Here is a 22,627-nt window from a genome sequence, read left to right as displayed (position 1 = left end):
CGGTCAGAAGAGAGTCAGCTCGTCCTTCACGATGCCGCGCAGCTTGTCGTAGTCCACGACAACACACCGGATGCCCCGGTCGGTGGCGAGCACCCGGGCCTGCGGCTTGATCTCCTGGGCGGCGAAGACCCCGACGACAGGGCTGAGCAGTGGGTCGCGGTTCATCAGCTCGAGATAACGGGTCAACTGCTCCACCCCGTCGATGTCGCCACGCCGCTTGACCTCGACGGCGACCGAGCCCGAGTTGGCATCCCGGCACAGCAGGTCCACCGGGCCGATGGCCGTCATGTACTCGCGGCGGACCAGCGTGAACCCCTCACCCAGGGCACCCGGGTTGGCGGCCAGCAACTCCTGTAGGTGCGCCTCCACCCCGTCCTTGCGCAGGCCCGGATCCACACCCAACTCGTACGAGGTGTCCTGGAAGATCTCCTCCAGGGTGATCCGCAACTCCTCGCCAGCCTTGTTGACGACCCGCCACACACCGGGGGCCTCCTCCAACCGACACGGCGGGCTCATCCAGTTCAACGGCTTGTACGCCCGGTCGTCGGCGTGAATAGACACCGACCCGTCCGCCTTCACCATCAGCAACCGGGTGGCCAGCGGCAGGTGAGCCGAGAGCCGTCCGACATAGTCCACCGAGCACTTCGCAATGACCAACCGCACCCGACGAGGGTAGCCGAGCACCCCCCGGTCGCCAGCGAGCGGCACTGGCGCGTCGATGCGATGCTGAGACCGTGTTCGAAGTCCTCACCGGCACCGGTCTCGCCGCCTCGGCGGGCCTGAACGCCTACATACCCCTGCTCATCCTCGGTCTACTCGGCCGCTACACCGACCTGATCGACCTGCCCAGCGGCTGGACCTGGCTCGGCAACGGCTGGGTCATCGCCATCATGGCCGTGCTGCTCGCCGTCGAGATGGTGGCGGACAAGGTGCCCGTGGTCGACCACATCAACGACGTGGTGCAGACAGTGGTCCGACCCACCGCCGGTGGCCTGGCCTTCGGCGCCGGCTCATCGTCGGAGACGGTGACGGTCAGCGACCCGGGGAGCTTCTTCTCGTCCCACCAGTGGGTGCCGGTCGTCACCGGCGTACTGCTGGCGTTGGGCGTGCACCTGCTCAAGTCCGCGGCCCGCCCGGTGATCAACGCGACCACCGCCGGGATCGGCGCCCCGGTCGCCAGCACGGCCGAGGACGCCACCAGCGTGGTGGTCTCCCTGGTGGCGATCATCCTGCCGGTGCTGGTGCTCGTCGCCCTGGTCGGCCTGGCGTTCTTCACCTTCTGGTTCTTCCGTCGTCGATCGGAACGACGCCGCGAACGAGAGGCCGCCCGCGCCGCCGGCTTCCGCGTCTGACGCTTGATCGACTCGGGTTTCTGGAAACCGGGCCATCCCCCGCAGCGGGACACCCCGCGTTCCGGAAACCCGAGTCGATCACGGTGGGCGGCGGATCGGCGGCCCGCTATACCGGGGTTCCGGTGGCCGACAAAAGCCTAGGATCGGGGCAAGAACCTAGAGGAGGTCGGCATGACCGCAGCGTTGGAGATGCCCCGAGTCCAGGAATGCGTGGTGGCCGCGTGCGCGTACAACCAGTCGGGTGACTGCCACGCCTTCGCGATCACCATCGGCAGCATGGATCACGCCCACTGCCACACGTTCGTCGAGTCGCCCGTCCGCGGCGGCGTGGACAGCCTGATCGCACAGGTGGGCGCCTGCCAGCGCTCCGACTGCCGGCACAACGAGCAGTTGGAGTGCCACGCGGCGTCGATCAGGGTCGGCCCGGACAACGACATGGCCGACTGCATGACCTACTCCGGCCGCTGACCCACGCCGGCCGGCGACCTGCCGGCCGCTGACCCACGTCGGCGGGCGACCTGCCGGCCGCTGACCCACGTCGGCCGGCGACCTGCCGGGACAGCGCCCGCTCAGGGCAGGTCGTTGGCGTGACGGATGACCGTCACCAGGTCGTCGATGATGCCGGTGAGGGCGAAGTCCTTCGGGGTGAAGACCCGGGCGACGCCGGCCGCCCGGAGGGTGTCCGCGTCACTGGCCGGGATGATGCCGCCCACCACCACCGGCAGGTCCGGCCGGCCGGCGGCGCGCAGCCCGTCGAGCACCGCGGGCACGGCGGCCAGGTGCGACCCGGAGAGCACGGAGAGCCCGACCAGGTCGACGTCCTCCTCGACGGCGGCGGCGACGATCTGCGCCGCAGTCAACCGGATGCCCTGGTAGACGACCTCGAAGCCGGCGTCGCGGGCGCGTACCGCGATCTGCTCCGCGCCGTTGGAGTGCCCGTCCAGGCCGGGTTTGCCGACCAGCAGGCGCAGCCGGCCGCTGCCCAGCTCCCGCGCGGTGGCGGTGACCCGCTCGCGGACCGCCACGAGGCCCGGCTCCCCACCGCCGCCGGTGGCACCGGCCAGGCCGGTCGGTGCCCGGTACTCGCCGAAGACCTGGCGCAGCGCGCCGGCCCACTCGCCGGTGGTCACCCCGGCCCGCACGCACTCCAGGGTGGCCGGCATCAGGTTGGTGGTGGTCGCGGCGTCCGCGCGCAGCCGGGCCAGCGCCGCGTCGACGACGGCCGCGTCCCGGTCGGCCCGCCAGCGGCGTACGCCGTCCACGGCGGCCGCCTCGACCGCGGGATCGACCTGCTCGACGGCGCCTGCGCCGGCGGCGGTCAGCGGGGAGGATTCGGTCTCGGTGTACCGGTTGACCCCGACCACCACGTCGGCACCGGACTCCATCCGCCGACGACGCTCGGCCAGCGACGCGACCAACGCGCTCTTGAGGTAGCCGGTCTCCACGGCGGCGACGACGCCGCCCAGCTCCAGCACCTTGTCCAGCTCGACCCGCGCCCCGGTGACGACCTCGTCGACCAGCGCGGTCATCACGTGCGAGCCCGCGAAGAGGTCGGGATATTCGAGCAGATCCGACTCGTACGCCAGGACCTGCTGCATCCGCAGCGACCACTGCTGGTCCCACGGGCGGGGCAGGCCGAGCGCCTCGTTCCAGGCGGGCAGTTGGACCGCGCGGGCCCGGGCGTCACGGGACATCGTCACGCCGAGCATCTCCAGCACGATGCGCTGGATGTTGTTCTCCGGCTGCGCCTCGGTGAGGCCGAGCGAGTTGACCTGCACCCCGTAGCGGAACCGCCGTTGCCTGGCGTCGGTGACCCCGTACCGGTCCCGGGTGATTTCGTCCCAGAGCGCGCCGAACGCGCGCATCTTGGCGATCTCCTCGACGAAGCGCACACCGGCGTTGACGAAGAACGAGATCCGCTGGACCACGTCGCCCATCCGCTCGGCCGGCACCTGGCCGGAGTCACGGACCGCGTCGAGCACGGCGACCGCGGTGGCCAGTGCGAAGCCGACCTCCTGCACGGGCGTGGCGCCGGCCTCCTGGAGGTGGTACGAGCAGATGTTGACCGGGTTCCACCGGGGCATCTCGCGCAGCGTGTACGCCACCACGTCGGCGGTGAGCCGCAGCGACGCCGCCGGCGGGAAGATGTAGGTGCCCCGGGACAGGTACTCCTTGATGATGTCGTTCTGGGTGGTGCCGGCGCAGCGGGCCAGGTCGGCGCCCTGCTCCAGGCCGACGGTGCCGTACAGGGCGAGCAGCCACATCGCCGGGGCGTTGATGGTCATCGAGGTGTTCGTGTCGGCGAGCGGGAGACCGTCGAAGAGCGCCCGCATGTCGCCGAGGTGGGCCACCGGCACGCCGACCCGCCCGACCTCGCCGGAGGCGAGTTCGTGGTCCGGGTCGTACCCGGTCTGGGTGGGCAGGTCGAAGGCGACCGACAGGCCGGTCTGCCCCTTCGCCAGGTTGCGGCGGAAGAGGGCGTTGGTCGCGGTGGCCGACGAGTGGCCGGCGTAGGTGCGCATCACCCACGGGCGGTCCCGCTCGGGCAGTCGCCCCGGGAATGCCGTCTCATCCATGGCCGGAGTCTAAGTTACCGTTCAGTAAAAGGAGCTGTGGAAAACCGCACAGGTCCATGTCGAGGACGCCCTGGCGCGATCCACGCGGAGTGGCGCGCATCGCCACACCCCGGGCACGCACCGGTTGTCACCAGGACGCACACTGGACGGCATGGATGACGAGCTGGCCATCTCGGTCCGTGGGCTGCGCAAGGCGTATGGGGACAACGTGGCGGTGGCGGGCGTGGATCTCGACGTGCGCCGCGGTGAGGTGTTCGCGTTGCTCGGCCCGAACGGCGCCGGCAAGACCACCACGGTGGAGATCCTGGAGGGCTACCGGCACCGGGACGCCGGCGAGGTCTTCGTGCTCGGCGCGGACCCGGCCCACCCGGACGCCGACTGGCGCTCCCGTGTCGGCATCGTGCTCCAGGGCACCGGCGAGTTCGACGAGCTGACCGTGGCCGAGGTGATCCGGCACTTCTCCGGCTTCTACCCCGACGCGGACGACCCGGACAAGGTGATCGAGCGGGTCGGGTTGGCCACCAAGGCGAAAGCCCGGACGCACACCCTGTCCGGCGGGCAGAAGCGCCGCCTGGACGTGGCGCTGGGCATCATCGGTCGCCCCGAGTTGCTCTTCCTCGACGAGCCGACCACCGGCTTCGACCCGGAGGCCCGCCGCGAGTTCTGGGAGCTGATCCGCGACCTCGCCGCGGCCGGCACCACCATCGTGCTCACCACGCACTACCTGGACGAGGCGGAGGCGCTCGCCGACCGGGTCGGTGTGATCGCCGGTGGCCGGCTGGTCGAGGTGGCCGCGCCGAACCGGCTGGGCAATCGGCAGGAGGCCCTCGCGACGGTCTCCTGGCGTACCCCGGAAGGGACGCTGGAAAGCGCGCAGAGCGCGACGCCGACGGCCTTCGTGGCCGACCTCGCCGCGCGCTACGGCGGCGAGGTCCCCGGCCTCACGGTGACCCGGCCGACCCTGGAGGACGTCTACCTCACGATGATCGGACACGCGCGATGACCACCACGACAAGGCCGGCGGCGCCGGCCACCGCGACCCGCAGCCGTCGTCCCGGTGCCGGAGCGCTCGCGCTGCGCCAGGGCCGACTGGAGATCACCCAGTTCCTGCGCAGCCGGGAGTCCGTGGTGTTCACCATGGGCTTCCCGATCATCATGATCCTGATCTTCGCGGCGATCTTCAGCGGGGAGATCGGTGGCGGGGTGAAGTACACCCAGTACTTCATCACCGGCATGATCGCGACCGGCCTGATGACGGTGAGCTTCCAGAACCTGGGCATCTGGATCCCGATCGAACGGGACCGGGGGGTGCTCAAGCGCTACCGGGGCACGCCGATGCCGAAGTGGGTGTGGTTCGCCGGCAAGGTGATCATGGTGGTGGCGATCGGCATCGCCGAGACCGCGCTGCTGCTGGCCGTCGCGGTGGCGCTGTTCGATCTCGACCTGCCGGGCACCGCCGGCAAGTGGTTGACCTTCGGCTGGGTCGCCGGGCTCGGGGTGACCGCCTGCACCCTGTGCGGCATCGCCATCTCGTCGCTGGCCCGCACCGCCCGCAGCGGCTCGGCGGTGGTCACCCCGGTCGCCCTGGTGCTCCAGTTCATCTCCGGGGTGTTCTTCGTCTTCACCGACCTGCCCACCTGGATGCAGCAGGTGGCGGCGCTGTTCCCGCTCAAGTGGATGTGCCAGGGGCTGCGGTCGGTCTTCCTGCCCGACGGCTTCGGCGCCCAGGAGCCGGGCGGCTCGTTCGAGCTGGGCCGGGTGGCGATGGTGCTGGCCCTGTGGTGCGTGATCGGCGTGGTGCTCTGCCTGACCACCTTCCGCTGGACCACCAAGCGCGACGGCTGACCTCTTCCCGGGGCCCCCGATCCGCCCCCGGGGCTGCCAGACTCTGACGATGGCCGCTCGACCGACCCGACGCGGGCTCCTGCTGGCCGGGGCAGGGGCAACGGCGCTGGCGGTCGGGGTCGGCTGGACGGCCCGCGACCTGATCCGCCCGTCGCCGACGCGACCCGTCCCCCCGGCCGCGCCGGCCGGCGACGAGCGACTGGTCAGCCGCCCGTCCGCCGCGCGTGGCCGCTCGGTCGACTTCTACAGCGCCGTCCCGGACGGGCACGGCGACGGTCAGGGGTTGCCGGTCTGCCTGGTGCTGCACGGCGCGTCCACCACCGCACGGGACTTTCCCGGGCTCGGCCTGGGGCGCTTCCTGACCGACGCGGTGCGTCGCGACTCGCCGCCGTTCGTGCTCGCCGGAGCGACCGGCGACCGCCTCTCCTGGCGCCCCGCCGGTCGGGACGACCCGCAGCGGATGGTGCGTGAGGAGTTGCCGGCCTGGTGCGCCGAGCAGGGCTTCGACGCCACCCGACTGGCGGCGTGGGGCTGGTCCATGGGGGGCTTCGGCTCGCTGTTGCTCGCCGCCACCTGGCCGGGGCTGCTCCGGGCGGTGGCGGCCTTCTCCCCCGCCGTGGTGCCCGGCGATGCCGTCTTCGCGGGTGTCGACCGGCTGCGCGGCACTCCGCTGGGCCTCTGGTGCGGTCGCCAGGACGACTTCCTCGCCGACGTGCAGGCGCTGGAGCGAGCCCTTCCCGAGCCGGCCGCGCGAGCCGAGTACGCCGACGGCGGGCACGACTTCCGGTACTGGGGCTCGGTCATACCCGCTGCCCTCGACTTCGTCGCGGCGGCGCGGGCGGCGCCGCCCGACCCGAGCTGACCGCGGGGGCCCGCGAACGGGCCCCCGCGGCTGCCGATCTCAGTAGGTGTAGAAGCCCTTGCCGGTCTTGCGGCCCAGGTCGCCGGCGGTGACCATGCGCTGGAGCAGCTCCGGCGGGAAGAACTTCTCGTCGGCGGTGTCGGTGTAGATGTTCTTCGAGGCGTGCAGCAGCACGTCCACGCCGGTCAGGTCGGTGGTGGCCAGCGGGCCCATCGCGTGCCCGAAGCCCAGCCGGCAGGCGGTGTCCAGGTCCTCCGCGGACACCACCCCGGACTCGACCAGCTTGACCGCCTCCATCACCAGAGCGGAGATCAGCCGGGTGGTGACGAAGCCGGCGATGTCCCGGTTGACCACGACGACGGTCTTGCCGATCTCCTCGGCGAAGGCCCGCGCGGTGTCCAGCGTGGCGTCGCTGGTCTTGTAACCGCGCACCAGCTCGCAGAGCTGCATCATCGGCACCGGGGAGAAGAAGTGGGTGCCGACCACCGCCTCGGGCCGCTCGGTCACCGCGGCGATCTGGGTGACCGGGATCGCCGAGGTGTTCGTGGCGAGCACCGCGTCCGACTTGCAGATCTTGTCCAGGACGCGGAACACCTCGTGCTTGATCTCCAGCCGCTCGAAGACCGCCTCGACCACGATATCCGCGTCCGCCGCCGCCTCCAGGTCGGTGGTCGGGGTGATCCGAGCCAGCGTCGCCTCGACCTCGGACGCCTCGATCCTGCCCTTCTCGGCGAACTTCTCCAGTGACTTCCGAATGCCGCCCAGACCCCGGGTGGTGGCCGCGTCGTCCAGGTCGCGCAGCGTCACCTGCCAGCCCGCCTGCGCCGCCACCTGGGCGATGCCGGAACCCATCAACCCGGCCCCGACGACCGCGAGTCGACCCGCCATCTGCTTCTCCCTCGCTGCAATTGAGTGCCTGCCTGCACCCTAGTCGGCGAGCCTGAACGATGGCTAAGTGGCGGTCGGGCCGGGTCGTGGAGGACCTCAGATCTCCAGTGCCGGCTCCTCCGGCGTGGTGCCCCGCTCGACCGCCACCCCGAGCGCACGCAGGTCGGCCACGAAGTCCGGGTAACCCCGGTCGACATGGTGCACGTGGGAGACCTCGGTGACCCCCTCCGCGCAGAGTCCGGCGATGATCAACCCTGCCCCGGCTCGAATGTCGGTGGCCCGCACCGGGGCACCGGAGAGCCGATCCCGACCCCGGACCACCGCGTGATGCCCGTCGGTCTTGATGTCCGCGCCGAGCCGCATCATCTCGTTGGCGAACATGAACCGGCCGTCGAAGATGTTCTCGGTAATCAGGGAGGCGCCGTCGCTGACGGCCGCCAGCCCGATCGCCATCGGCAGCAGGTCGGTGGCGAAGCCGGGGTACGGCAGCGTCACCACGTCCACCGCCCGGGGCCGCTCGTCCATCCGTACGCGGAAGCCGTCTCCCCGGGTCTCCACCAGCGCGCCGGCGGCCACCACCTTGTCCAGGGCGACCTCCAGGAAGGCCGGGTCGAGCCCGGTCACCGTCACGTCGCCCCGGGTCATCGCCGCGCCGAAGGCCCAGGTGCCGGCGACGATCCGGTCCCCCACCGTGGCGTGGCGCACCGGACGCAGACCGGGCACACCGGTGATGCGCAACGTCGACGTGCCCGCGCCGACGATGCGCGCGCCCATCTGGTTGAGCATCGTGCAGATGTCGACGATCTCCGGCTCCCGGGCCGCGTTGTCGATCATCGTGGTGCCCTGGGCCAGCACCGCCGCCATCACCAGGTTCTCGGTCGCGCCGACGCTGGGGAAGTCCAGCACGATGTCCGCGCCACGCAGCCCGTGCGGGGCGGACGCGATGACGAACCCGTGCTCACCGGAAATCTCCGCGCCCATCCGGGTCAGCCCGGAGATGTGCATGTCCAACCCCCGCGACCCGATCGCGTCGCCGCCGGGATGGGCCACCCGCACGTACCCCCGGCGGGCCAGCAACGGGCCGAGCACGCAGATCGACGCGCGCAACCGTCGGACCAGGTCGTAGTCGGCCTCCGCGCCCGGCTGCTCGGGTACGTCGATCGTCACCGACCGGGACCGGGCCACGCCGCCACGGGCGACCATCGGGTCGACCGGGTCGTCCGCGTCGAACTGGACGTCGCAGCCCAGCCGACGCAGCACCTCCCCCATGATCGCGATGTCGGTGATCCGGGGGACGTTGGTGATCACACTGCGGCCCGGCGCGAGCAGCGCGGCGGCCATCAGCTTCAACGCCGAGTTCTTCGCACCGACCACGTGCACGGTGCCGGACAGTCGTGCGTCACCGCGTACCCGGATGACGTCGACATCGTTGACCGCCGAATCCCCGGCGTCGCCGGGGCCCACCACCACCGGCCAGCCGGCGGTGCTGTCCGGCCGCGCCGGGATCGTCAGGTCGGGAATCCGTAGGCTGTGCGTCATGGCCGTCCACCTCACGCGCATCTACACCAAGGCCGGCGACGCCGGCATGACCAGGCTGAGCAACAACGAGCAGGTGCCGAAGACCGATCCACGGATCGCCGCGTACGCGGATGTCGACGAGTGCAACGCAGCGATCGGCGTCGCCCTCGCGCTGGGAAACCTCGACGAGGAGCTTCGCGGCGTGCTGGGGTCGGTGCAGAACGACCTGTTCGACGTCGGCGCCGACCTGTCCACCCCGGTCGAGCCGGAGCCGAAGTACCCGCCGCTGCGGGTGACCGAGGAGTACGTCGAGCGCCTGGAGGGCTGGTGCGACGAGTACAACGCACGCCTGAGCAAGCTCGACTCCTTCATCCTCCCCGGCGGCACCGCAGGTGCGGCGCTGCTGCACGTGGCGCGGACCGTCGCCCGGCGTGCCGAACGGGCAGCGTGGGCACTGGTCAGCCACGATCCGGAACGAACCAGCACGCTCCCGGCAAAGTATCTCAACCGGCTCTCCGATCTGCTCTTTATCCTGTCAAGAACGGCAAATCCGGCAGGAGACGTGCTATGGGTGCCGGGCGGCAAGCGCTGAACGTCAGCGCTTCGCACCACGTCGAGGTCTGGGTTCCCACTCTGCCCGCCACCACGCGTAGCCAGGGCTGACTCCTCGCGAGCCAGGCCGACCAGCACCTGGGCCCGTCGGCGAGTCCGGCTGGCCGGCGCCTCGATCGACTCGGGTTTCTTGATGTCGGGGCATCCCAAGCACCAGAACACCCCGACATCAAGAAAGCCGAGTCGATCAACCAGCCCAACGCGCAGCCCGGCGCGCTGCGCGTACTGAGGAGGCGGGACTCAACCGCACCGGTAACGGCAGGTGAGAGAACCGCGCCAGAACGGCGGGCAGTGCCCAACGAAGGGTTTCCGGGGGAGCCCGCCCGGCGCAGGGATCAAGCCTGACCGCCCGGAGCCGGGCGGGCTCCCCCGGAAACCCAGAAGAGCGACCACAGAAGAGCAACCACAGAAGAGCCGATCAGGCAGCCGGCCAGTCCTGGGAGGCCATACGTGGCGAGACCGCCCCCGGAGGGGCGGCCTCGAGCCAGGAGAGAAAACCGGTCACGGTCGATCGCGCCATGGCGATCTCCACCGGTGCGTGGTGACTGGTACAGCGGAGGATCACCCAGTCGGCGGGCATGGAGAACCGTTCCTGACCTTCGGGCAACCGGCGGCGCTCCACGGCCAGCCCCTTGCGGGAGAGCACCCGCTTGGGTCGGATCGCGAAGCTGAACATCCGGTACCAGCGCAGCTCGTCACCGGCGAACCGGCCGAAGCCGGGCGACCAGCCGCGGCCGTCGAGCATGGTGGAGACCCGGACACTGAGCCGGATGATGCCACCGCTGCGGGTGACGAGAGCTCGCCGGACGAAGAGGATCAGAAGCGCGCCGAGGATGACGACTACGCCGATTCCGAATCCTTCGACGATCTCCATCCCCGGTGTGGCTCAGCGGCTCTGCGCGGAGACCGGGGTTGCGCTCTCGGCCAGCACGGTGACACCGTCGGCGCTCACCGAGAGGAAGCCGCCGGCCACCTCGTAGGCGACCTGCTCACCGCCGGCGAGCTTGATGCGTACCTGGCCGGGCTCGGCGAGCTGGCCGAGCAGCGGCGCGTGCCCCGGCAGGACACCGAGCTCGCCTTCGGTCGTCCGGGCGACGACCATCTCGGCGTCACCGGACCAGACCTTCTCCTCGACGGCGACGAGCTCGACGTGAAGCTGCTGTGCCACGCTGTCTCCTTGCTGCGGCTACGGATTGCCGAAAGTCTAGCCTGACGACGCGGCGCGCCCAACGCGGGTGGGGACAACGCCGACCTGACTACTTGGCCTTGTTGACGAATTCCGGGTGCTCCAGCAGGAACGGGTCGAGTTGCTCGTTGTGCAGAGCGGTGAAGAAGTCCGGAACACCTTCCTGAAACTGCTCGCCCAGGTACTTCTTACCCTCGAAGACCCCACCACCGGGCAGCTTGATCATCTCGATGGTGTTCGGGCGGATGTCCTTCAGGGCGATCCCGAAGTCGACCACGCTGTTGCCTCGACCGTTGAAGATCAACGACTGGCCGGCGGCGCGGAGCACCTTGTCGAGCTTGATCGGGTTGGACACCACGTCGGCGCTGAACGCCTGGCCGACCATGGCCTTGACGAACTGCTGCTGGTGGCGCTGCCGGCCGTAGTCGGAATCCGGAACACCGTTCTTCGGGTAGCGCTGCCGGACGTAGTCCAGCGCCTGCCACCCACTCAGGTGCCGGTTGCCCTTCTTGTAGAGCGCCTGCGGGCCGACGTAGCCCTCACCACGGGTGTTTCCCGGCCGCGGCTTGCCGTCCGGCTGCTTGTGCTCGGACTTCACGTCGCGCTCGATGTACATGTCGACACCGCCCATGGCGTCGACGATCTTCTGGAAACCGGTGAAGTTGATGATCGCGCCAGCGTCGAAGCGCTTGATGCCGGTGGCGTTCTGCACTGTGGTGGCCAGCAACTCGAAGCCCCGTGCCGCGTCGGGGTTGGCACCCGGCACCTTGCTGCCGAACGACATCGCGGCGTTGATCTTCGTGGTCTCGCCCGGGAAGTCGGCCTTCTTGAACGGCGGGATCGGCACGTAGAGGTCACGAGGCAGCGAGAACAGGTAGGCCCGGTCCATCGAGGCCGGCACGTGCAGCACCATGATCGAGTCGGCCAGCGGCGCGGCCGTCGGCGTACGCGGGTCGATGCCGACGAGCAGGATGTTGAGCGGCCCCTTGATCTCGCTCTTCTTCGCCTGGGCGCCCGCCGCCTGGTCGCCGAAGAGGTCGGCCTTGCCGACAGCACCCTCGTAGCGGGCCATGAGCACCTCGGTGCCCACCAGCACGGCGCCGCTGAGCACGGTCAGTACGGTGCCGAACACCGTGCACAGCCTGGCCCACCGCGGCACACCTCGCCAGATGGATGGCTTGCGGCCACTCTTGCCGGCCTTACCCACGAGCAGCTCCGTTCGTCGCGCCCACGACGAGGAAGACGGGCGCACGTCGTCGAAGGGTTGCAAAGATCAACGCTCGTTAAGGTGAGCGCGGATCGAACCGTAGCTCGGGACCCTCCGGAATGACGACCACGAGTAACGGACCGCGACGATGGTAGGACGCGAACATGAACAAAAGACTGCCCCGGCATTGCCGGGGCAGTCTTTTTGCTACGGGTCGGACGAGGGCTGGGTCAGGCCTTCATCAGCTCCTCAGCCTTCTTCTCCAGGTCCTCGAGACCGCCGCACATGAAGAACGCCTGCTCGGGGAAGTGATCGTACTCACCCTCGCTGATCTTCCGGAACGCCTCGATGGTCTCCTTGATCGGGACCGTCGAGCCCGGCACGCCGGTGAACTGCTCCGCCGCGTAGGTGTTCTGCGAGAGGAAGCGCTCGATCCGCCGGGCCCGGGCCACGGTGATCTTGTCTTCCTCGGAGAGCTCCTCGATACCGAGGATGGCGATGATGTCCTGCAGGTCCTTGTAGCGCTGCAGGATCCGCTTCACCTCGGTGGCCACCTGGAAGTGCTCTTGGCCGACGAACTCCGGGGCGAGGATCCGGGACGAGGACGCCAGCGGGTCCACGGCCGGGTAGATGCCCTTGTCGGAGATCGACCGCTCCAGGTTGGTGGTCGCGTCCAGGTGGGCGAACGTGGTGGCCGGGGCGGGGTCGGTGTAGTCGTCCGCCGGCACGTAGATCGCCTGCATCGACGTGATGGCCTGGCCCCGGACGGAGGTGATCCGCTCCTGGAGCTCGCCCATCTCGTCGGCCAGGGTCGGCTGGTAACCCACCGCGCTCGGCATCCGGCCGAGCAGGGTGGAGACCTCTGAACCGGCCTGGGTGAAGCGGAAGATGTTGTCGATGAAGAGCAGCACCTCCTGCTTCTTCACGTCCCGGAAGTACTCCGCCATGGTCAGCGCGGAGAGGGCCACCCGCAGACGCGTGCCCGGCGGCTCGTCCATCTGGCCGTAGACGAGCGCGGTCTTGTCGATGACGCCGGACTCGGTCATTTCGGCGATGAGGTCGTTGCCCTCGCGGGTGCGCTCACCCACGCCGGCGAAGACCGAGGTACCACCGAAGTTACGGGCAACCCGGGTGATCATCTCCTGGATGAGCACCGTCTTGCCCACACCCGCGCCGCCGAACAGACCGATCTTGCCGCCCTTGACGTACGGGGCGAGCAGGTCGATGACCTTGATGCCGGTCTCCAGCATCTCGGTCTTCGGCTCCAGGTCCGCGAAGGCCGGGGCCTTGCGGTGGATACCCCAGTGGTCGTCCGGGGTGAGGGTCTCGCCCTCCTTGAGGTTGAGCACCTCGCCGATCGCGTTGAACACGTGGCCCTTGACCGCGTCGCCCACCGGAACGGTGATCGGCTTACCGGAGTCACGAACCTCCGCGCCGCGGACCAGACCGTCCGTCGGCTGCATCGAGATCGCGCGGACCAGGTTGTCACCCAGGTGCTGGGCGACCTCCAGGGTCAGCGTCTTCTCACCGCCGGACAGGCTCACGGTGACGTTCAGGGCGTTGAACAGGGCCGGCATGCCGTCGCGCGGGAACTCGGCGTCGACGACCGGGCCGATGACCCGGACCACGCGACCCGTGGCCGTCTTGGTCTCTACTGGTGCAGTCATCACACTTCACTTCCCGACGCGGCAAGCGCGTTGGCGCCGCCGACGATCTCGCTGATCTCCTGGGTGATCCCGGCCTGACGGGCCGAGTTCATCTCACGCGTGTACTTCTCGATCATCTCTTCGGCGTTGTCGGTGGCGCTCTTCATCGCCCGCCGCCGTGCCGCCGACTCACTCGCCGCCGACTCGAGCAACGCCGCGTAGATCCGCGTGTTGATGTACCTCGGCAGGAGCGCGTCGAGCAGCGCCTCCGCCTCCGGCTCGAACTCGTACGCCGGCAGCAGCCCCTCGGAGCGCGGCCGGTCCTCGACCTGCATCGGACCAATGATCTTGGTGACCGGGTTCTGCGTCATCAGCGAGTGGAACTCGGTGTAGACGATGTGCAACTCGTCGACACCGAGCACGCCGTCCGCGCCGGCACCGCCGTCGACGTCGTCCGCACCGGCGGTGAACGCCTTGATCAGCGTCTCGCCGACGGTACGGGCGTCCTCGAACGACGGCTGCTCGCTGAAGCCCGTCCAGTTCGCCTCGATCGGCCGGTCACGGAACCGGTAGAACCCGACGCCCTTACGCCCGATGACGTAGAGCACCGGCTCCTTGCCGTCCGCCTTGAGCCGCGCGATCAGCGACTCGGCCATCCTGATCGCGTTTGAGCTGTAACCGCCGGCCAGGCCACGGTCGCTGGTGACCAACAGGACACCGGCCCGTCGCACCCGCTCGCGCGGGGTGAGCAACGGGTGGTCGATCCGCGCGTTGGACGCCAGCGCCGTGAGCACACCGGTGATGGCCTGGGCGTACGGCAGGGACGCCTGCACCCGGGCCTGGGCCTTGGCGATCCGGCTCGTCGCCACGAGCTCCATCGCCTTGGTGATCTTCTTCATCGACTTCGCCGAGCGGATTCGTTGACGAAGAACGCGAACCTGGGCCGCCATCAGATCAGCTCTCGGCCGGGCGGTCGGCAGCGCTGTCGCGGAAGCGGGTCACCGTCTCGCGGTTCTCGTCACCCTCGAGCGGGGCGGCCGGCGCGTCGTTGACCTTGCGCTCGTCCTCCTTGTTGAGGAAGACCTGCTTGAACTCGCTGATCGCGGTGTCCAGGGAGTTGACGATGTCATCGCCCCACTGGTTGTCGGCGATCGACGCGAGGACGCCCTCGTGCTTGTGCCGCAGGTACTGGAGGAACTCCGCCTCGAAGCGCCGCACCTCGCCGACCGGGATGTCGTCGAGCTTGCCCTCGACGCCGGACCAGACCGAGACGACCTCTTCCTGCACCGGGTACGGCGAGTAGTTCGGCTGCTTGAGCAGCTCGACCAGCCGCACACCGCGGTCCAGCTGGGCCCGGGAGGCCCGGTCCAGGTCGGAGGCGAAGGCGGCGAACGCCTCCAGCTCGCGGTACTGGGCCAGGTTGAGCCGCAGCGAACCGGCGACCTTGCGCATCGGCTTCACCTGGGCGGCGCCGCCGACCCGGGAGACCGAGGTGCCGACGTTGATCGCCGGACGGACGCCCTGGTTGAACAGGTCGGTCTCCAGGAAGATCTGACCGTCGGTGATCGAGATGACGTTGGTCGGGATGAAGGCCGAGATGTCGTTGGCCTTCGTCTCGATGATCGGCAGACCGGTCATCGAGCCGCCACCCAGCTCGTCGGAGAGCTTCGCGCAGCGCTCCAGCAGGCGGGAGTGCAGGTAGAAGACGTCACCCGGGTACGCCTCACGGCCCGGCGGGCGACGCAGCAGCAGCGACACGGCGCGGTACGCCTCGGCCTGCTTGCTCAGGTCGTCGAAGACGATCAGGACGTGCTTGCCGCCGTACATCCAGTGCTGTCCGATGGACGAGCCGGTGTACGGGGCCAGGTACTTGAAGCCGGCCGGGTCGGACGCCGGCGAGGCGACGATGGTCGTGTACTCCAGCGCGCCCGCCTCCTCCAGCTGCCCCTTGATCGAGGCGATGGTGGAGGCCTTCTGGCCGATGGCGACGTAGATGCAGCGAACCTGCTTCTTCGGGTCGCCGGTGCGCCAGTTGTCCCGCTGGTTGAGGATGGCGTCCAGCGCGACGGTGGTCTTGCCGGTCTTCCGGTCACCGATGATCAGCTGCCGCTGGCCCCGACCGATCGGGGTCATCGCGTCGATGGCCTTGATGCCGGTCTGCAGCGGCTCGAACACCGACTGCCGGGCCATCACGTTCGGAGCCTGCAGCTCCAGCTCGCGGTAGCCCTCTTCGGCGATGTCGCCGAGGCCGTCGATCGGCTGGCCGAGCGCGTTGACCACGCGGCCGAGGAAGGCGTCGCCGACCGGAACCGAGAGCACCCGGTCGGTGCGCTTGACGCGCTGCCCCTCCTCCAGCTTGGCGGAGTCACCGAGGACGACGACGCCGATCTCCCGCACGTCGAGGTTCAACGCCACGCCGAGCGTGCCGTCCTCGAACTCCAGGAGCTCGTTGGTCTTGGTCGAGGGCAGGCCCTCGACGTGGGCGATGCCGTCACCGGTGTCGGCGACGGTGCCGACCTCCTCGCGGGAGACGTCGGACGAGTAGGAGGAGACGTAGCGCTCCAGGGCGCCGCGGATCTCCTCCGTCGAGATGGTCAGCTCGGCCATCCTCTGCTTCCTTAAAATTCAGGGGCCCGGGATACCAAGTACCAACCGGTCCGAATGGCGTCTGTCAATCCGGGGCGCTGGGCGGCGCCGCCCGGATGCGGGCGGCACAACCAATCCAACGCTGGGCGGCGAAGCCGCTCAGCGCTTCGCGAGCGCGTTACGGGTCTCGTTGAGGCGGCGCAGGATGGTGCCGTCGTACAGGTCGGAACCGACCCGGACGCTCACGCCACCGAGAACGGCGGGGTCGACCGTCTGCTTGACGGAGACCTCTCGACCGTATATCGCGGTGAGGCTCGCACCCAGCCGACGCTCGTCCTCGTCACTCAACGGGGCCGCGACCGTCACGTACGCCACCTGCCGGTCACGCCGGTCGGCGGCCAGCTCGACCAGCCGGGTGAGCGCCCCGCTGAAGGAGCGTCCCCCGAACCCGCCGAGCGCCGCCTCGACGAGGCGGACGGTGACCGGGCGGGCCTTGTCGGCGAGCAGCTCGCGGGCCAGGGTGGCCCGCTGCTCGACCGGGGCGACCGGGTCGGCGAGCGCGTTGCTCAGCGCCGACTGCCCGGAGACGACCTGGCCGAAGCGGAACAGCTCGTCCTCGACCTCGCCCAACTCGCCGGCCTTGTCGGCGCTGGCCAGCAGCGCCTCCACGCCCAGCCGCTCGGTGCCGTCGAGCAACTCCGACGGTGCCGACCAACGGCCGGAGACCAGCGCGACGAGCAGGTCGAGCGCGTCCGCGCCGATCCGCCCACCGAGCATGTCGCCGAGCAGCGCCCCGCGGTCCTCGCCGGAACGGGCCGGCTCGGAGAGTGCCCGGCGCAGCCGCGGCTCACGCCGCAGCAGAGTCGCCACGGAGAGGATGGCGTCGGCGGTGGAGGCCACCGCCGACGGCTCCGCGCCGCGGACGTACGCGTCGAGGCGCTCGGCCGCGACCTTGTACGACTCCCGGCTGGCGGCCTGCATCAGCGGGCCCCCGTGCTCTCGAGACCGCTCAGGAACCGGTCGACGGTGCCCTTACGCCGTGCCTCGTCGGCCAGCGACTCGCCAACGATCTTGCTGGCCAGGTCCACCGCGATCGTGCCGACCTCCGCGCGCAGCTCGCGCACGATGGTGGCCCGCTCGGCGGCGAGCGCGTCCTTGCCCGCCTGGATGACCCGGTCGGATTCTTCCCGCGCCTTGGCGAGGATGTCCTGGCGGATGCCCTCGGCGTCGGCCCGCGCGTCGTCACGGATCTTGGCGGCGTCAGTCCGGGCCTCAGCGAGCTGGGCACGGTACTGCTCGAGCAGCTGGTTCGCCTCGGCCTGCGCGGCCTCGGCGCGCTTGATGCCGCCCTCGATCGCGTCGACCCGAGCCTGGAACGTCTGCTCCATGCGCGGGAAGACGAACTTCATCAGCACGAAGCAGAGCACGGCGAAGGCGACCGTGCCGACCACGATCTCTTGCCAGATCGGAATGATCGGGTTGTGGTCTGACTCACCACCCTCGGCGGCGAGGAGGAACAACATGGGTGACCTCCCGGTCGGAAGGGGCGGAATCAGCCGGCCCAGATGAAGCCGAAGGCGATGCCGAACAGCGCGAGCGCCTCGATGACGGCGAAGCCGATCCAGACGTACGGCAGGGTCATGCGCGACGACTCGGGCTGCCGGGCGGTCGACTGGATGTAGGCGGCGAAGACCAGGCCAACGCCGATGCCCGGGCCGATGGCGGCGAGACCGTAGCCGATGGCAGCGGTGCTACCGGTGACCTCGGCGAGAACGCTAGCGTCCATTGGTGTGGTTCCTCCTGGTTATCACGCGTGACTCTCACGCGGGACGACAACGGTTGGTGCGTGGATCAGTGCTCTTCGGCGAGCGCACCCTGGATGTAGCTGGCGCTCAGCACGGTGAAGACGTAGGCCTGCAGGACGATGACCAGCGCCTCGAGGAGGGTCAGCGCCACGGTCATCACCCAGGAGACCACCGAGATCGGCGCCAACCAGGCGTTGGCGTTGAGCATCGCGAAGCCGCCGAGCGTGAAGACCAGCAGGAGCATGTGGCCGGCGAACATGTTGGCGAAGAGACGAACGGCCAGCGAGAACGGCCGGATGATGAAGGTCGAGAACGCCTCGATCGGGATCAGCAGCGGCAGGATGTACCACGGTGCCGGCGGGATCAGGGCGTGCTTGAAGTATTTGCCGAAGCCGTGGTGCCGGATGCCGATGTAGTTGAACAGCACGTAGCTGATCACCGCGAGGATCGCCGGGAAGGCGATGTGCGAGTTCGGCGAGATCTGGAAGAACGGAATGATCGCGAACGCGTTCGTCAACAACACGAAGCAGAACAGCGTCGTGAAGTAGGGAGCGAACCGCACGCCCTGGTGACCGATCATGTCGACCGAGATGTTGTTGCGCACGAAGCCGTAGATCGACTCGGCGAACCACTGCTTCTTGGTCGGCACCAACTGCGGGTTCCGATAGGTCGCCAGGAAGAAGATGATCAGAACGCCGACCGCGATCCAGATCATCAGCGTGAACTTGGTGAACCACGGGGCGTTCTCCGCGCCCCAGGGCACGATCGCGGGCAGGTAGAAGTCGTCCACACTGGGTGGGAATGCCGCCTGGCCCGCTGCCAGAACGTTCGCCTGTCCGAACACCGTGTCCCTTCCTAAGTAGGCGTGCCGAGCCGACGGACGACGAGGATGATCCCCCCGGTCACGCCGAGCACGACGCCGATTCCGGTGGCGACGCCACCGGTATCGAGCCACTGGTCGACCAGCCAGCCGATGAAACCCCACACGAGCATTCCTCCGATGAGGTAGCTGAGCGCGGTCCAACCCTGACCGGCGCCGGACGGATAATCGTCCGGTTCACCGGCGGGACGGGGGGTTTGGTCACCAGCCATGACGGGGCGAACGATATCAGCCGGGAAGACGAGGCTGTGCCTCACCCCCCGCACAACCGTCGTTGTGTGGGCTTCTCGTGGGCGCCGTCGTCTGTGGGCACGCTACTCCCCTTCCGCCCGTCGGAAAATGACCGGAGGCCGACACATTGCGGCGCGTCCGCTGGTTGGGACGACCGCCAGGTCAGCCGAGCGGCCGGAAAGCGTGCACCGTGGTCAGCCACCAGAGGTGCACCGCTGTCCACACTGCCACCCCGGCGACGATGCCAAGGCAAAGAGGGATCAAACCGGGCCAACCGGTCGACGCCACCGCCACCAGCACCGCACCCAGAAGGCTGAACTTCAGCACGTACAGGCCCACCCCGAGCGGCAGCAGCAACTGCGGGTTGACCTGGTCGGCCCGGGCCAACACCACAGTGGTGAGGGTGTAGCTGAGCACCGTGACGCCCACACCGGCCGCCGCGCCGACCGCGGCCGTCACACCGCCGGTCACCCCGCCCACCACCGCGGCGACCACGGCGAGCGCCGCCGACGCGCCCAACAGCACCGGCAGGTGCCGCAGCCGCCACCGCCGGTCGGTGCCCGGCTCGACCACCCCGGGCTCAGCCACGGGGGTACGCCGGGAACGCCGCGACCAGCTCGGACACCTCGGCACCGAGCCGGGTCAACTCGTCGACCCCGCCCGGAGCACCGGGATCGGTGCGCACCGCACGGGCGATCATCGTCGCCACCTGGCGCAACTCCCCCTCGCGCATCCCCTGCGTGGTGACGCTCGGCGTGCCCACCCGGATGCCGGAGGCCACCATCGGGGGCTGCGGGTCGTACGGGATGGCGTTCTTGTTCAAGGTGATCGACGCGGCGTCGCAGCGGCGCTCGGCCTCGGTGCCGGTCACTCTCAGCTCCCGCAGGTCGATCAGGGCGAGGTGGGTGTCGGTGCCACCGGACACCGGGCGCATCCCCTCGTCGGCCAGCCCGGCGGCGAGCGCCTGGGCGTTGCTGACCACCTGCCGGGCGTACGTCTGGAACTCCGGCTGGGCGGCCTCGCGCAGCGCTACCGCCTTGGCGGCGACCGCGTGCATCAGCGGGCCGCCCTGGGTGAACGGGAAGACCGCCTTGTCGATCCGCTGGGCCAGCGACTCGCGGCACAGGATCATGCCGCCGCGAGGCCCGCGCAGCACCTTGTGGGTGGTGGCGCAGACGACGTCGGCGTACGGCACCGGGGACGGGATCGCCCGGCCGGCGACCAGGCCGATGAAGTGCGCCGCGTCCACCATCAGGTACGCGCCGACCTCGTCGGCGATCTCCCGGAACCGCGCGAAGTCGATCAGGCGCGGGTACGCCGTGGCCCCACAGATGATCAGCTTGGGCCGGTGCGCCCGCGCCAGGTCCCGTACCTCGTCGTAGTCGATCTGCTCGGTGTCCGGCCGGACCGGGTAGCCGACCGGGTGGAACCACTTGCCGGAGAAGTTCACCCGGCTGCCGTGGGTGAGGTGCCCGCCGTGCGGCAGGTCCATCGCCAGCACCGTGTCCCCCGGTTGCACCAACGCGGCGTACGCGGCCAGGTTGGCGCTCGCCCCGGAGTGCGGCTGGAGGTTGGCGTGCTCGGCCCCGAAGAGCTCCTTGGCGCGGGCGATGCCGATCTCCTCGGCCCGGTCCACCTCGGCGCAGCCGCCGTAGTAGCGCCGACCCGGGTAACCCTCGGCGTACTTGTTGGTCAGCGTCGAACCGAGCGCGGCCAGCACCGCCGGCGAGGTCAGGTTCTCGCTGGCGATGAGCTGCAGGCCGCCGCGCAACCGGTCCAGCTCGCCGAGGACCACCCCGGCGATCTCCGGGTCGGTGGCCCTGAGCTGCGCGAAATCCGGCCCCCAGAAGGTGCTCGTCTCGGTCTCCACAGCGAACGAGTCTAGGGGGCCGCAGACTGGGACCTGTGAGATGCCTCGTCACCGGAGCGACCGGCTACATCGGCGGGCGGCTGACGCCGCTGCTGCTCGCCGACGGGCACACCGTGCGTTGCCTCGCCCGCAAGGCGGTGCGGCTGCGCGACGTGCCCTGGGCCTCGGCGGCCGAAATCGTCGAAGGAGACCTGAGTCGACCGGAGACGCTGCCCGCCGCGTTCGCCGACGTGGACGTCGCGTACTTCCTGGTCCACTCGTTGGGCCGGTCCGACTTCGAGGCGGCCGACCGGACGGCGGCGACCAACTTCGCGGCGGCGGCGCGCGCGGCCGGCGTACGCCGGATCGTCTACCTGGGTGGGCCGGAGCCGGCGTCCGACGCGGAGGTGCCCTCCCCGCACCTGCGGTCCCGTGCCGAGGTCGGCCGGATCCTGCTGGGCAGCGGGGTGCCCACGGCGGTGCTCCGCGCCGCGGTGATCATCGGGTCCGGCTCGGCGTCGTTCGAGATGCTGCGGTACCTGACCGAGCGGCTGCCCGCCATGGTCACCCCACGCTGGGTGGGCAACCGGATCCAACCGATCGCGGTCCGCGACGTGCTGCACTACCTGGCCGGCTGCGCCGACCTGCCGGCCGAGGTCAACCGGGGCTTCGACGTCGGCGGGCCCGACGTGCTGACCTTCCGCGAGATGATGCAGCGTTACGCCCGGGTGGCCGGGCTGCGCCGGCGGATCATCGTGCCGGTCCGCCCGCTCACCCCGTCGCTCTCCTCGCACTGGGTCGGTCTGATCACCCCGGTGCCGAACAAGATTGCCCGGCCGCTGGTGGAGAGCCTGATCCACGAGGCGGTCGCCCACGAACACGACATCGCCCGCTACGTCCCGGACCCGCCCGGCGGGCTGACCGGCTTCGACGAGGCGGTGGCGCTGGCGCTGGCCAAGGTGCGCGACGCCCAGGTGGAGACCCGCTGGTCGAACGCCAGTGGCCCGGACGCGCCCGCCGAGCCGTTGCCCTCAGACCCGGAGTGGTCCGGCGGCTCTGTCTACACCGACGTGCGCGAGAGGGCGGTGGACGCCCCACCGGCGGCGCTCTGGCGGGTCGTGGAGGGCGTCGGCGGCGAACACGGCTGGTACTCGTTCCCCCTCGCCTGGTCGATCCGCGGCTGGCTGGACCGGCTGGTAGGCGGGGTCGGGCTACGTCGGGGCCGACGCGACCCGCACCGCCTCCAGGTCGGTGAGGCGCTGGACTTCTGGCGGGTCGAGGAGATCGTCCCGGGCGAGTTGCTGCGACTGCGCGCCGAGATGCGGCTACCCGGCCGGGCCTGGCTGGAGATGCGGGTACTTCCAGCCGACGACGGCCGCAGCCGCTACCAGCAACGCGCCGTCTTCCTGCCACGCGGCCTGCCGGGGCACGCCTACTGGAAGTCGGTGGCCCCGTTCCACGCGGTGGTCTTCGGCGGAATGGCCCGCAACATAGCCCGCAACGCCGAACAACCCCGTTGACCGCCCCGCTCCCCGCTCCCCCGCTCCCCCGCTCCCCCGCTCCCCCGCTCCCCCGATCTTGCAC

Annotated in this window: 24 protein-coding genes; 7 read left to right on the top strand and 17 right to left on the bottom strand. The window is 69.9% G+C overall.

Annotated elements, in window-relative coordinates; genetic code table 11:
* Window positions 1–3 precede the first annotated feature (3 nt).
* Window positions 4–663, bottom strand: a complete 660-nt coding sequence (gene nucS / locus ACFYP0_RS21710) for an endonuclease NucS (protein WP_112584054.1) — start codon at window positions 661–663, stop codon at window positions 4–6.
* Between the two features lie 71 nt (window positions 664–734).
* On the opposite strand from nucS, the gene ACFYP0_RS21705 reads away from it, so the two are divergent.
* Together ACFYP0_RS21705 and ACFYP0_RS21700 are read left to right on the top strand one after the other, a co-directional pair.
* Window positions 735–1,352, top strand: coding sequence for a DUF4126 domain-containing protein (locus ACFYP0_RS21705; RefSeq protein ID WP_124857624.1), 618 nt, complete (start codon window positions 735–737; stop codon window positions 1,350–1,352).
* Window positions 1,353–1,523: 171 nt separating this feature from the next.
* A complete protein-coding gene (locus ACFYP0_RS21700; RefSeq protein WP_124857622.1) occupies window positions 1,524–1,820 on the top strand; it encodes a DUF1540 domain-containing protein in 297 nt (98 codons plus the stop codon).
* Window positions 1,821–1,921: 101 nt separating this feature from the next.
* Here ACFYP0_RS21700 and ACFYP0_RS21695 read toward each other — a convergent pair whose 3' ends face one another.
* Window positions 1,922–3,928 (bottom strand): protein meaA, encoded by a 2,007-nt coding sequence (locus ACFYP0_RS21695; RefSeq protein WP_386997356.1) that lies wholly within the window; start codon window positions 3,926–3,928, stop codon window positions 1,922–1,924.
* Between the two features lie 151 nt (window positions 3,929–4,079).
* Here ACFYP0_RS21695 and ACFYP0_RS21690 point away from each other — a divergent pair, with 151 nt between their 5' ends.
* The 3 genes from ACFYP0_RS21690 to ACFYP0_RS21680 are packed head-to-tail and all read left to right on the top strand — an operon-like array spanning window position 4,080 to window position 6,635.
* Window positions 4,080–4,931: an ABC transporter ATP-binding protein gene (locus ACFYP0_RS21690; protein ID WP_386997354.1), complete on the top strand. Its 852-nt coding sequence runs from the start codon at window positions 4,080–4,082 to the stop codon at window positions 4,929–4,931.
* Window positions 4,928–5,773 carry an ABC transporter permease gene (locus ACFYP0_RS21685; protein ID WP_386997352.1) on the top strand — a complete coding sequence of 282 codons (846 nt, stop codon included), beginning with the start codon at window positions 4,928–4,930 and terminating at the stop codon, window positions 5,771–5,773. The genes ACFYP0_RS21690 and ACFYP0_RS21685 overlap by 4 nt, the downstream gene beginning before the upstream one ends.
* Window positions 5,774–5,822: 49 nt before the next feature.
* The gene (locus tag ACFYP0_RS21680; protein WP_386997350.1) at window positions 5,823–6,635 is read left to right on the top strand and encodes an alpha/beta hydrolase; all 813 of its coding nucleotides are present in this window, start codon (window positions 5,823–5,825) and stop codon (window positions 6,633–6,635) included.
* 39 nt (window positions 6,636–6,674) lie between these two features.
* Here the strand turns inward: ACFYP0_RS21680 and ACFYP0_RS21675 are convergent, their stop codons facing one another.
* On the bottom strand, window positions 6,675–7,523 hold the full coding sequence (locus tag ACFYP0_RS21675; RefSeq protein WP_386997348.1) for a 3-hydroxyacyl-CoA dehydrogenase family protein: 849 nt from the start codon (window positions 7,521–7,523) through the stop codon (window positions 6,675–6,677).
* A gap of 96 nt (window positions 7,524–7,619) precedes the next feature.
* A complete protein-coding gene (gene murA, locus ACFYP0_RS21670; protein ID WP_355579866.1) occupies window positions 7,620–9,062 on the bottom strand; it encodes a UDP-N-acetylglucosamine 1-carboxyvinyltransferase in 1,443 nt (480 codons plus the stop codon).
* Here murA and ACFYP0_RS21665 point away from each other — a divergent pair.
* The gene (locus ACFYP0_RS21665) at window positions 9,061–9,633 is read left to right on the top strand and encodes a cob(I)yrinic acid a,c-diamide adenosyltransferase (protein ID WP_091405871.1); all 573 of its coding nucleotides are present in this window, start codon (window positions 9,061–9,063) and stop codon (window positions 9,631–9,633) included. The genes murA and ACFYP0_RS21665 overlap by 2 nt on opposite strands.
* 438 nt (window positions 9,634–10,071) lie before the next feature.
* Here ACFYP0_RS21665 and ACFYP0_RS21660 read toward each other — a convergent pair whose 3' ends face one another.
* The 13 genes from ACFYP0_RS21660 to ACFYP0_RS21600 all read right to left on the bottom strand — a co-directional run bounded on the left by ACFYP0_RS21660 (window position 10,072) and on the right by ACFYP0_RS21600 (window position 21,064).
* Window positions 10,072–10,527 (bottom strand): DUF2550 domain-containing protein, encoded by a 456-nt coding sequence (locus ACFYP0_RS21660; protein ID WP_124857610.1) that lies wholly within the window; start codon window positions 10,525–10,527, stop codon window positions 10,072–10,074.
* Between the two features lie 12 nt (window positions 10,528–10,539).
* On the bottom strand, window positions 10,540–10,821 hold the full coding sequence (locus ACFYP0_RS21655) for a F0F1 ATP synthase subunit epsilon (RefSeq protein WP_030333186.1): 282 nt from the start codon (window positions 10,819–10,821) through the stop codon (window positions 10,540–10,542).
* Between the two features lie 88 nt (window positions 10,822–10,909).
* On the bottom strand, window positions 10,910–12,052 hold the full coding sequence (locus ACFYP0_RS21650; RefSeq protein ID WP_386997469.1) for an LCP family protein: 1,143 nt from the start codon (window positions 12,050–12,052) through the stop codon (window positions 10,910–10,912).
* A 224-nt stretch (window positions 12,053–12,276) separates the two neighbouring features.
* Window positions 12,277–13,713 (bottom strand): F0F1 ATP synthase subunit beta, encoded by a 1,437-nt coding sequence (gene atpD / locus ACFYP0_RS21645; RefSeq protein ID WP_386997344.1) that lies wholly within the window; start codon window positions 13,711–13,713, stop codon window positions 12,277–12,279.
* Window positions 13,713–14,642, bottom strand: coding sequence for a F0F1 ATP synthase subunit gamma (locus tag ACFYP0_RS21640; protein ID WP_334501836.1), 930 nt, complete (start codon window positions 14,640–14,642; stop codon window positions 13,713–13,715). The genes atpD and ACFYP0_RS21640 overlap by 1 nt, the downstream gene beginning before the upstream one ends.
* A 4-nt stretch (window positions 14,643–14,646) precedes the next feature.
* Window positions 14,647–16,299: a F0F1 ATP synthase subunit alpha gene (gene atpA / locus ACFYP0_RS21635; RefSeq protein WP_386997342.1), complete on the bottom strand. Its 1,653-nt coding sequence runs from the start codon at window positions 16,297–16,299 to the stop codon at window positions 14,647–14,649.
* 138 nt (window positions 16,300–16,437) lie between these two features.
* The gene (locus ACFYP0_RS21630) at window positions 16,438–17,259 is read right to left on the bottom strand and encodes a F0F1 ATP synthase subunit delta (RefSeq protein WP_386997340.1); all 822 of its coding nucleotides are present in this window, start codon (window positions 17,257–17,259) and stop codon (window positions 16,438–16,440) included.
* On the bottom strand, window positions 17,259–17,798 hold the full coding sequence (locus tag ACFYP0_RS21625) for a F0F1 ATP synthase subunit B (RefSeq protein ID WP_112584053.1): 540 nt from the start codon (window positions 17,796–17,798) through the stop codon (window positions 17,259–17,261). Before ACFYP0_RS21625 ends, ACFYP0_RS21630 begins: the two co-directional genes overlap by 1 nt.
* A 32-nt stretch (window positions 17,799–17,830) precedes the next feature.
* A complete protein-coding gene (locus ACFYP0_RS21620) occupies window positions 17,831–18,064 on the bottom strand; it encodes an ATP synthase F0 subunit C (protein WP_091405890.1) in 234 nt (77 codons plus the stop codon).
* 65 nt (window positions 18,065–18,129) lie between these two features.
* A complete protein-coding gene (gene atpB / locus ACFYP0_RS21615) occupies window positions 18,130–18,927 on the bottom strand; it encodes a F0F1 ATP synthase subunit A (protein ID WP_355494446.1) in 798 nt (265 codons plus the stop codon).
* An 11-nt stretch (window positions 18,928–18,938) separates the two neighbouring features.
* Window positions 18,939–19,175 carry an AtpZ/AtpI family protein gene (locus ACFYP0_RS21610; RefSeq protein ID WP_091405894.1) on the bottom strand — a complete coding sequence of 79 codons (237 nt, stop codon included), beginning with the start codon at window positions 19,173–19,175 and terminating at the stop codon, window positions 18,939–18,941.
* Window positions 19,176–19,356: 181 nt separating this feature from the next.
* Complete coding sequence (locus ACFYP0_RS21605) at window positions 19,357–19,782, bottom strand: hypothetical protein (protein WP_355494447.1); 426 nt, start codon at window positions 19,780–19,782, stop codon at window positions 19,357–19,359.
* Window positions 19,775–21,064 carry a serine hydroxymethyltransferase gene (locus ACFYP0_RS21600; RefSeq protein ID WP_355494448.1) on the bottom strand — a complete coding sequence of 430 codons (1,290 nt, stop codon included), beginning with the start codon at window positions 21,062–21,064 and terminating at the stop codon, window positions 19,775–19,777. The genes ACFYP0_RS21605 and ACFYP0_RS21600 overlap by 8 nt, the downstream gene beginning before the upstream one ends.
* A gap of 35 nt (window positions 21,065–21,099) precedes the next feature.
* Here ACFYP0_RS21600 and ACFYP0_RS21595 point away from each other — a divergent pair, with 35 nt between their 5' ends.
* Window positions 21,100–22,563 (top strand): SDR family oxidoreductase, encoded by a 1,464-nt coding sequence (locus ACFYP0_RS21595; protein ID WP_355494449.1) that lies wholly within the window; start codon window positions 21,100–21,102, stop codon window positions 22,561–22,563.
* The last annotated feature ends 64 nt before the right edge of the window (window positions 22,564–22,627 follow it).

Origin of the sequence: Micromonospora arida (assembly GCF_042873195.1) — a bacterium.
Lineage (GTDB): Bacteria > Actinomycetota > Actinomycetes > Mycobacteriales > Micromonosporaceae > Micromonospora > Micromonospora arida.
The sequence above is the reverse complement of the archived record's forward strand: the minus strand, read 5'-3'. Positions and strand labels throughout refer to the sequence as shown.

What these genes read in the sequence shown, in the direction of transcription:
- ACFYP0_RS21665 (WP_091405871.1), top strand. Translation starts at nt 9,061, where the DNA reads ATGGCCGTCCACCTCACGCGCATCTACACCAAGGCCGGCGACGCCGGC.
- atpA (WP_386997342.1), bottom strand. Translation starts at nt 16,299, where the DNA reads ATGGCCGAGCTGACCATCTCGACGGAGGAGATCCGCGGCGCCCTGGAG.
- ACFYP0_RS21620 (WP_091405890.1), bottom strand. Translation starts at nt 18,064, where the DNA reads ATGGACGCTAGCGTTCTCGCCGAGGTCACCGGTAGCACCGCTGCCATC.
- ACFYP0_RS21640 (WP_334501836.1), bottom strand. Translation starts at nt 14,642, where the DNA reads ATGGCGGCCCAGGTTCGCGTTCTTCGTCAACGAATCCGCTCGGCGAAG.
- ACFYP0_RS21680 (WP_386997350.1), top strand. Translation starts at nt 5,823, where the DNA reads ATGGCCGCTCGACCGACCCGACGCGGGCTCCTGCTGGCCGGGGCAGGG.
- murA (WP_355579866.1), bottom strand. Translation starts at nt 9,062, where the DNA reads ATGACGCACAGCCTACGGATTCCCGACCTGACGATCCCGGCGCGGCCG.
- ACFYP0_RS21700 (WP_124857622.1), top strand. Translation starts at nt 1,524, where the DNA reads ATGACCGCAGCGTTGGAGATGCCCCGAGTCCAGGAATGCGTGGTGGCC.
- ACFYP0_RS21630 (WP_386997340.1), bottom strand. Translation starts at nt 17,259, where the DNA reads ATGCAGGCCGCCAGCCGGGAGTCGTACAAGGTCGCGGCCGAGCGCCTC.
- ACFYP0_RS21695 (WP_386997356.1), bottom strand. Translation starts at nt 3,928, where the DNA reads ATGGATGAGACGGCATTCCCGGGGCGACTGCCCGAGCGGGACCGCCCG.
- ACFYP0_RS21685 (WP_386997352.1), top strand. Translation starts at nt 4,928, where the DNA reads ATGACCACCACGACAAGGCCGGCGGCGCCGGCCACCGCGACCCGCAGC.
- atpD (WP_386997344.1), bottom strand. Translation starts at nt 13,713, where the DNA reads ATGACTGCACCAGTAGAGACCAAGACGGCCACGGGTCGCGTGGTCCGG.
- ACFYP0_RS21690 (WP_386997354.1), top strand. Translation starts at nt 4,080, where the DNA reads ATGGATGACGAGCTGGCCATCTCGGTCCGTGGGCTGCGCAAGGCGTAT.
- ACFYP0_RS21660 (WP_124857610.1), bottom strand. Translation starts at nt 10,527, where the DNA reads ATGGAGATCGTCGAAGGATTCGGAATCGGCGTAGTCGTCATCCTCGGC.
- ACFYP0_RS21675 (WP_386997348.1), bottom strand. Translation starts at nt 7,523, where the DNA reads ATGGCGGGTCGACTCGCGGTCGTCGGGGCCGGGTTGATGGGTTCCGGC.
- ACFYP0_RS21610 (WP_091405894.1), bottom strand. Translation starts at nt 19,175, where the DNA reads ATGGCTGGTGACCAAACCCCCCGTCCCGCCGGTGAACCGGACGATTAT.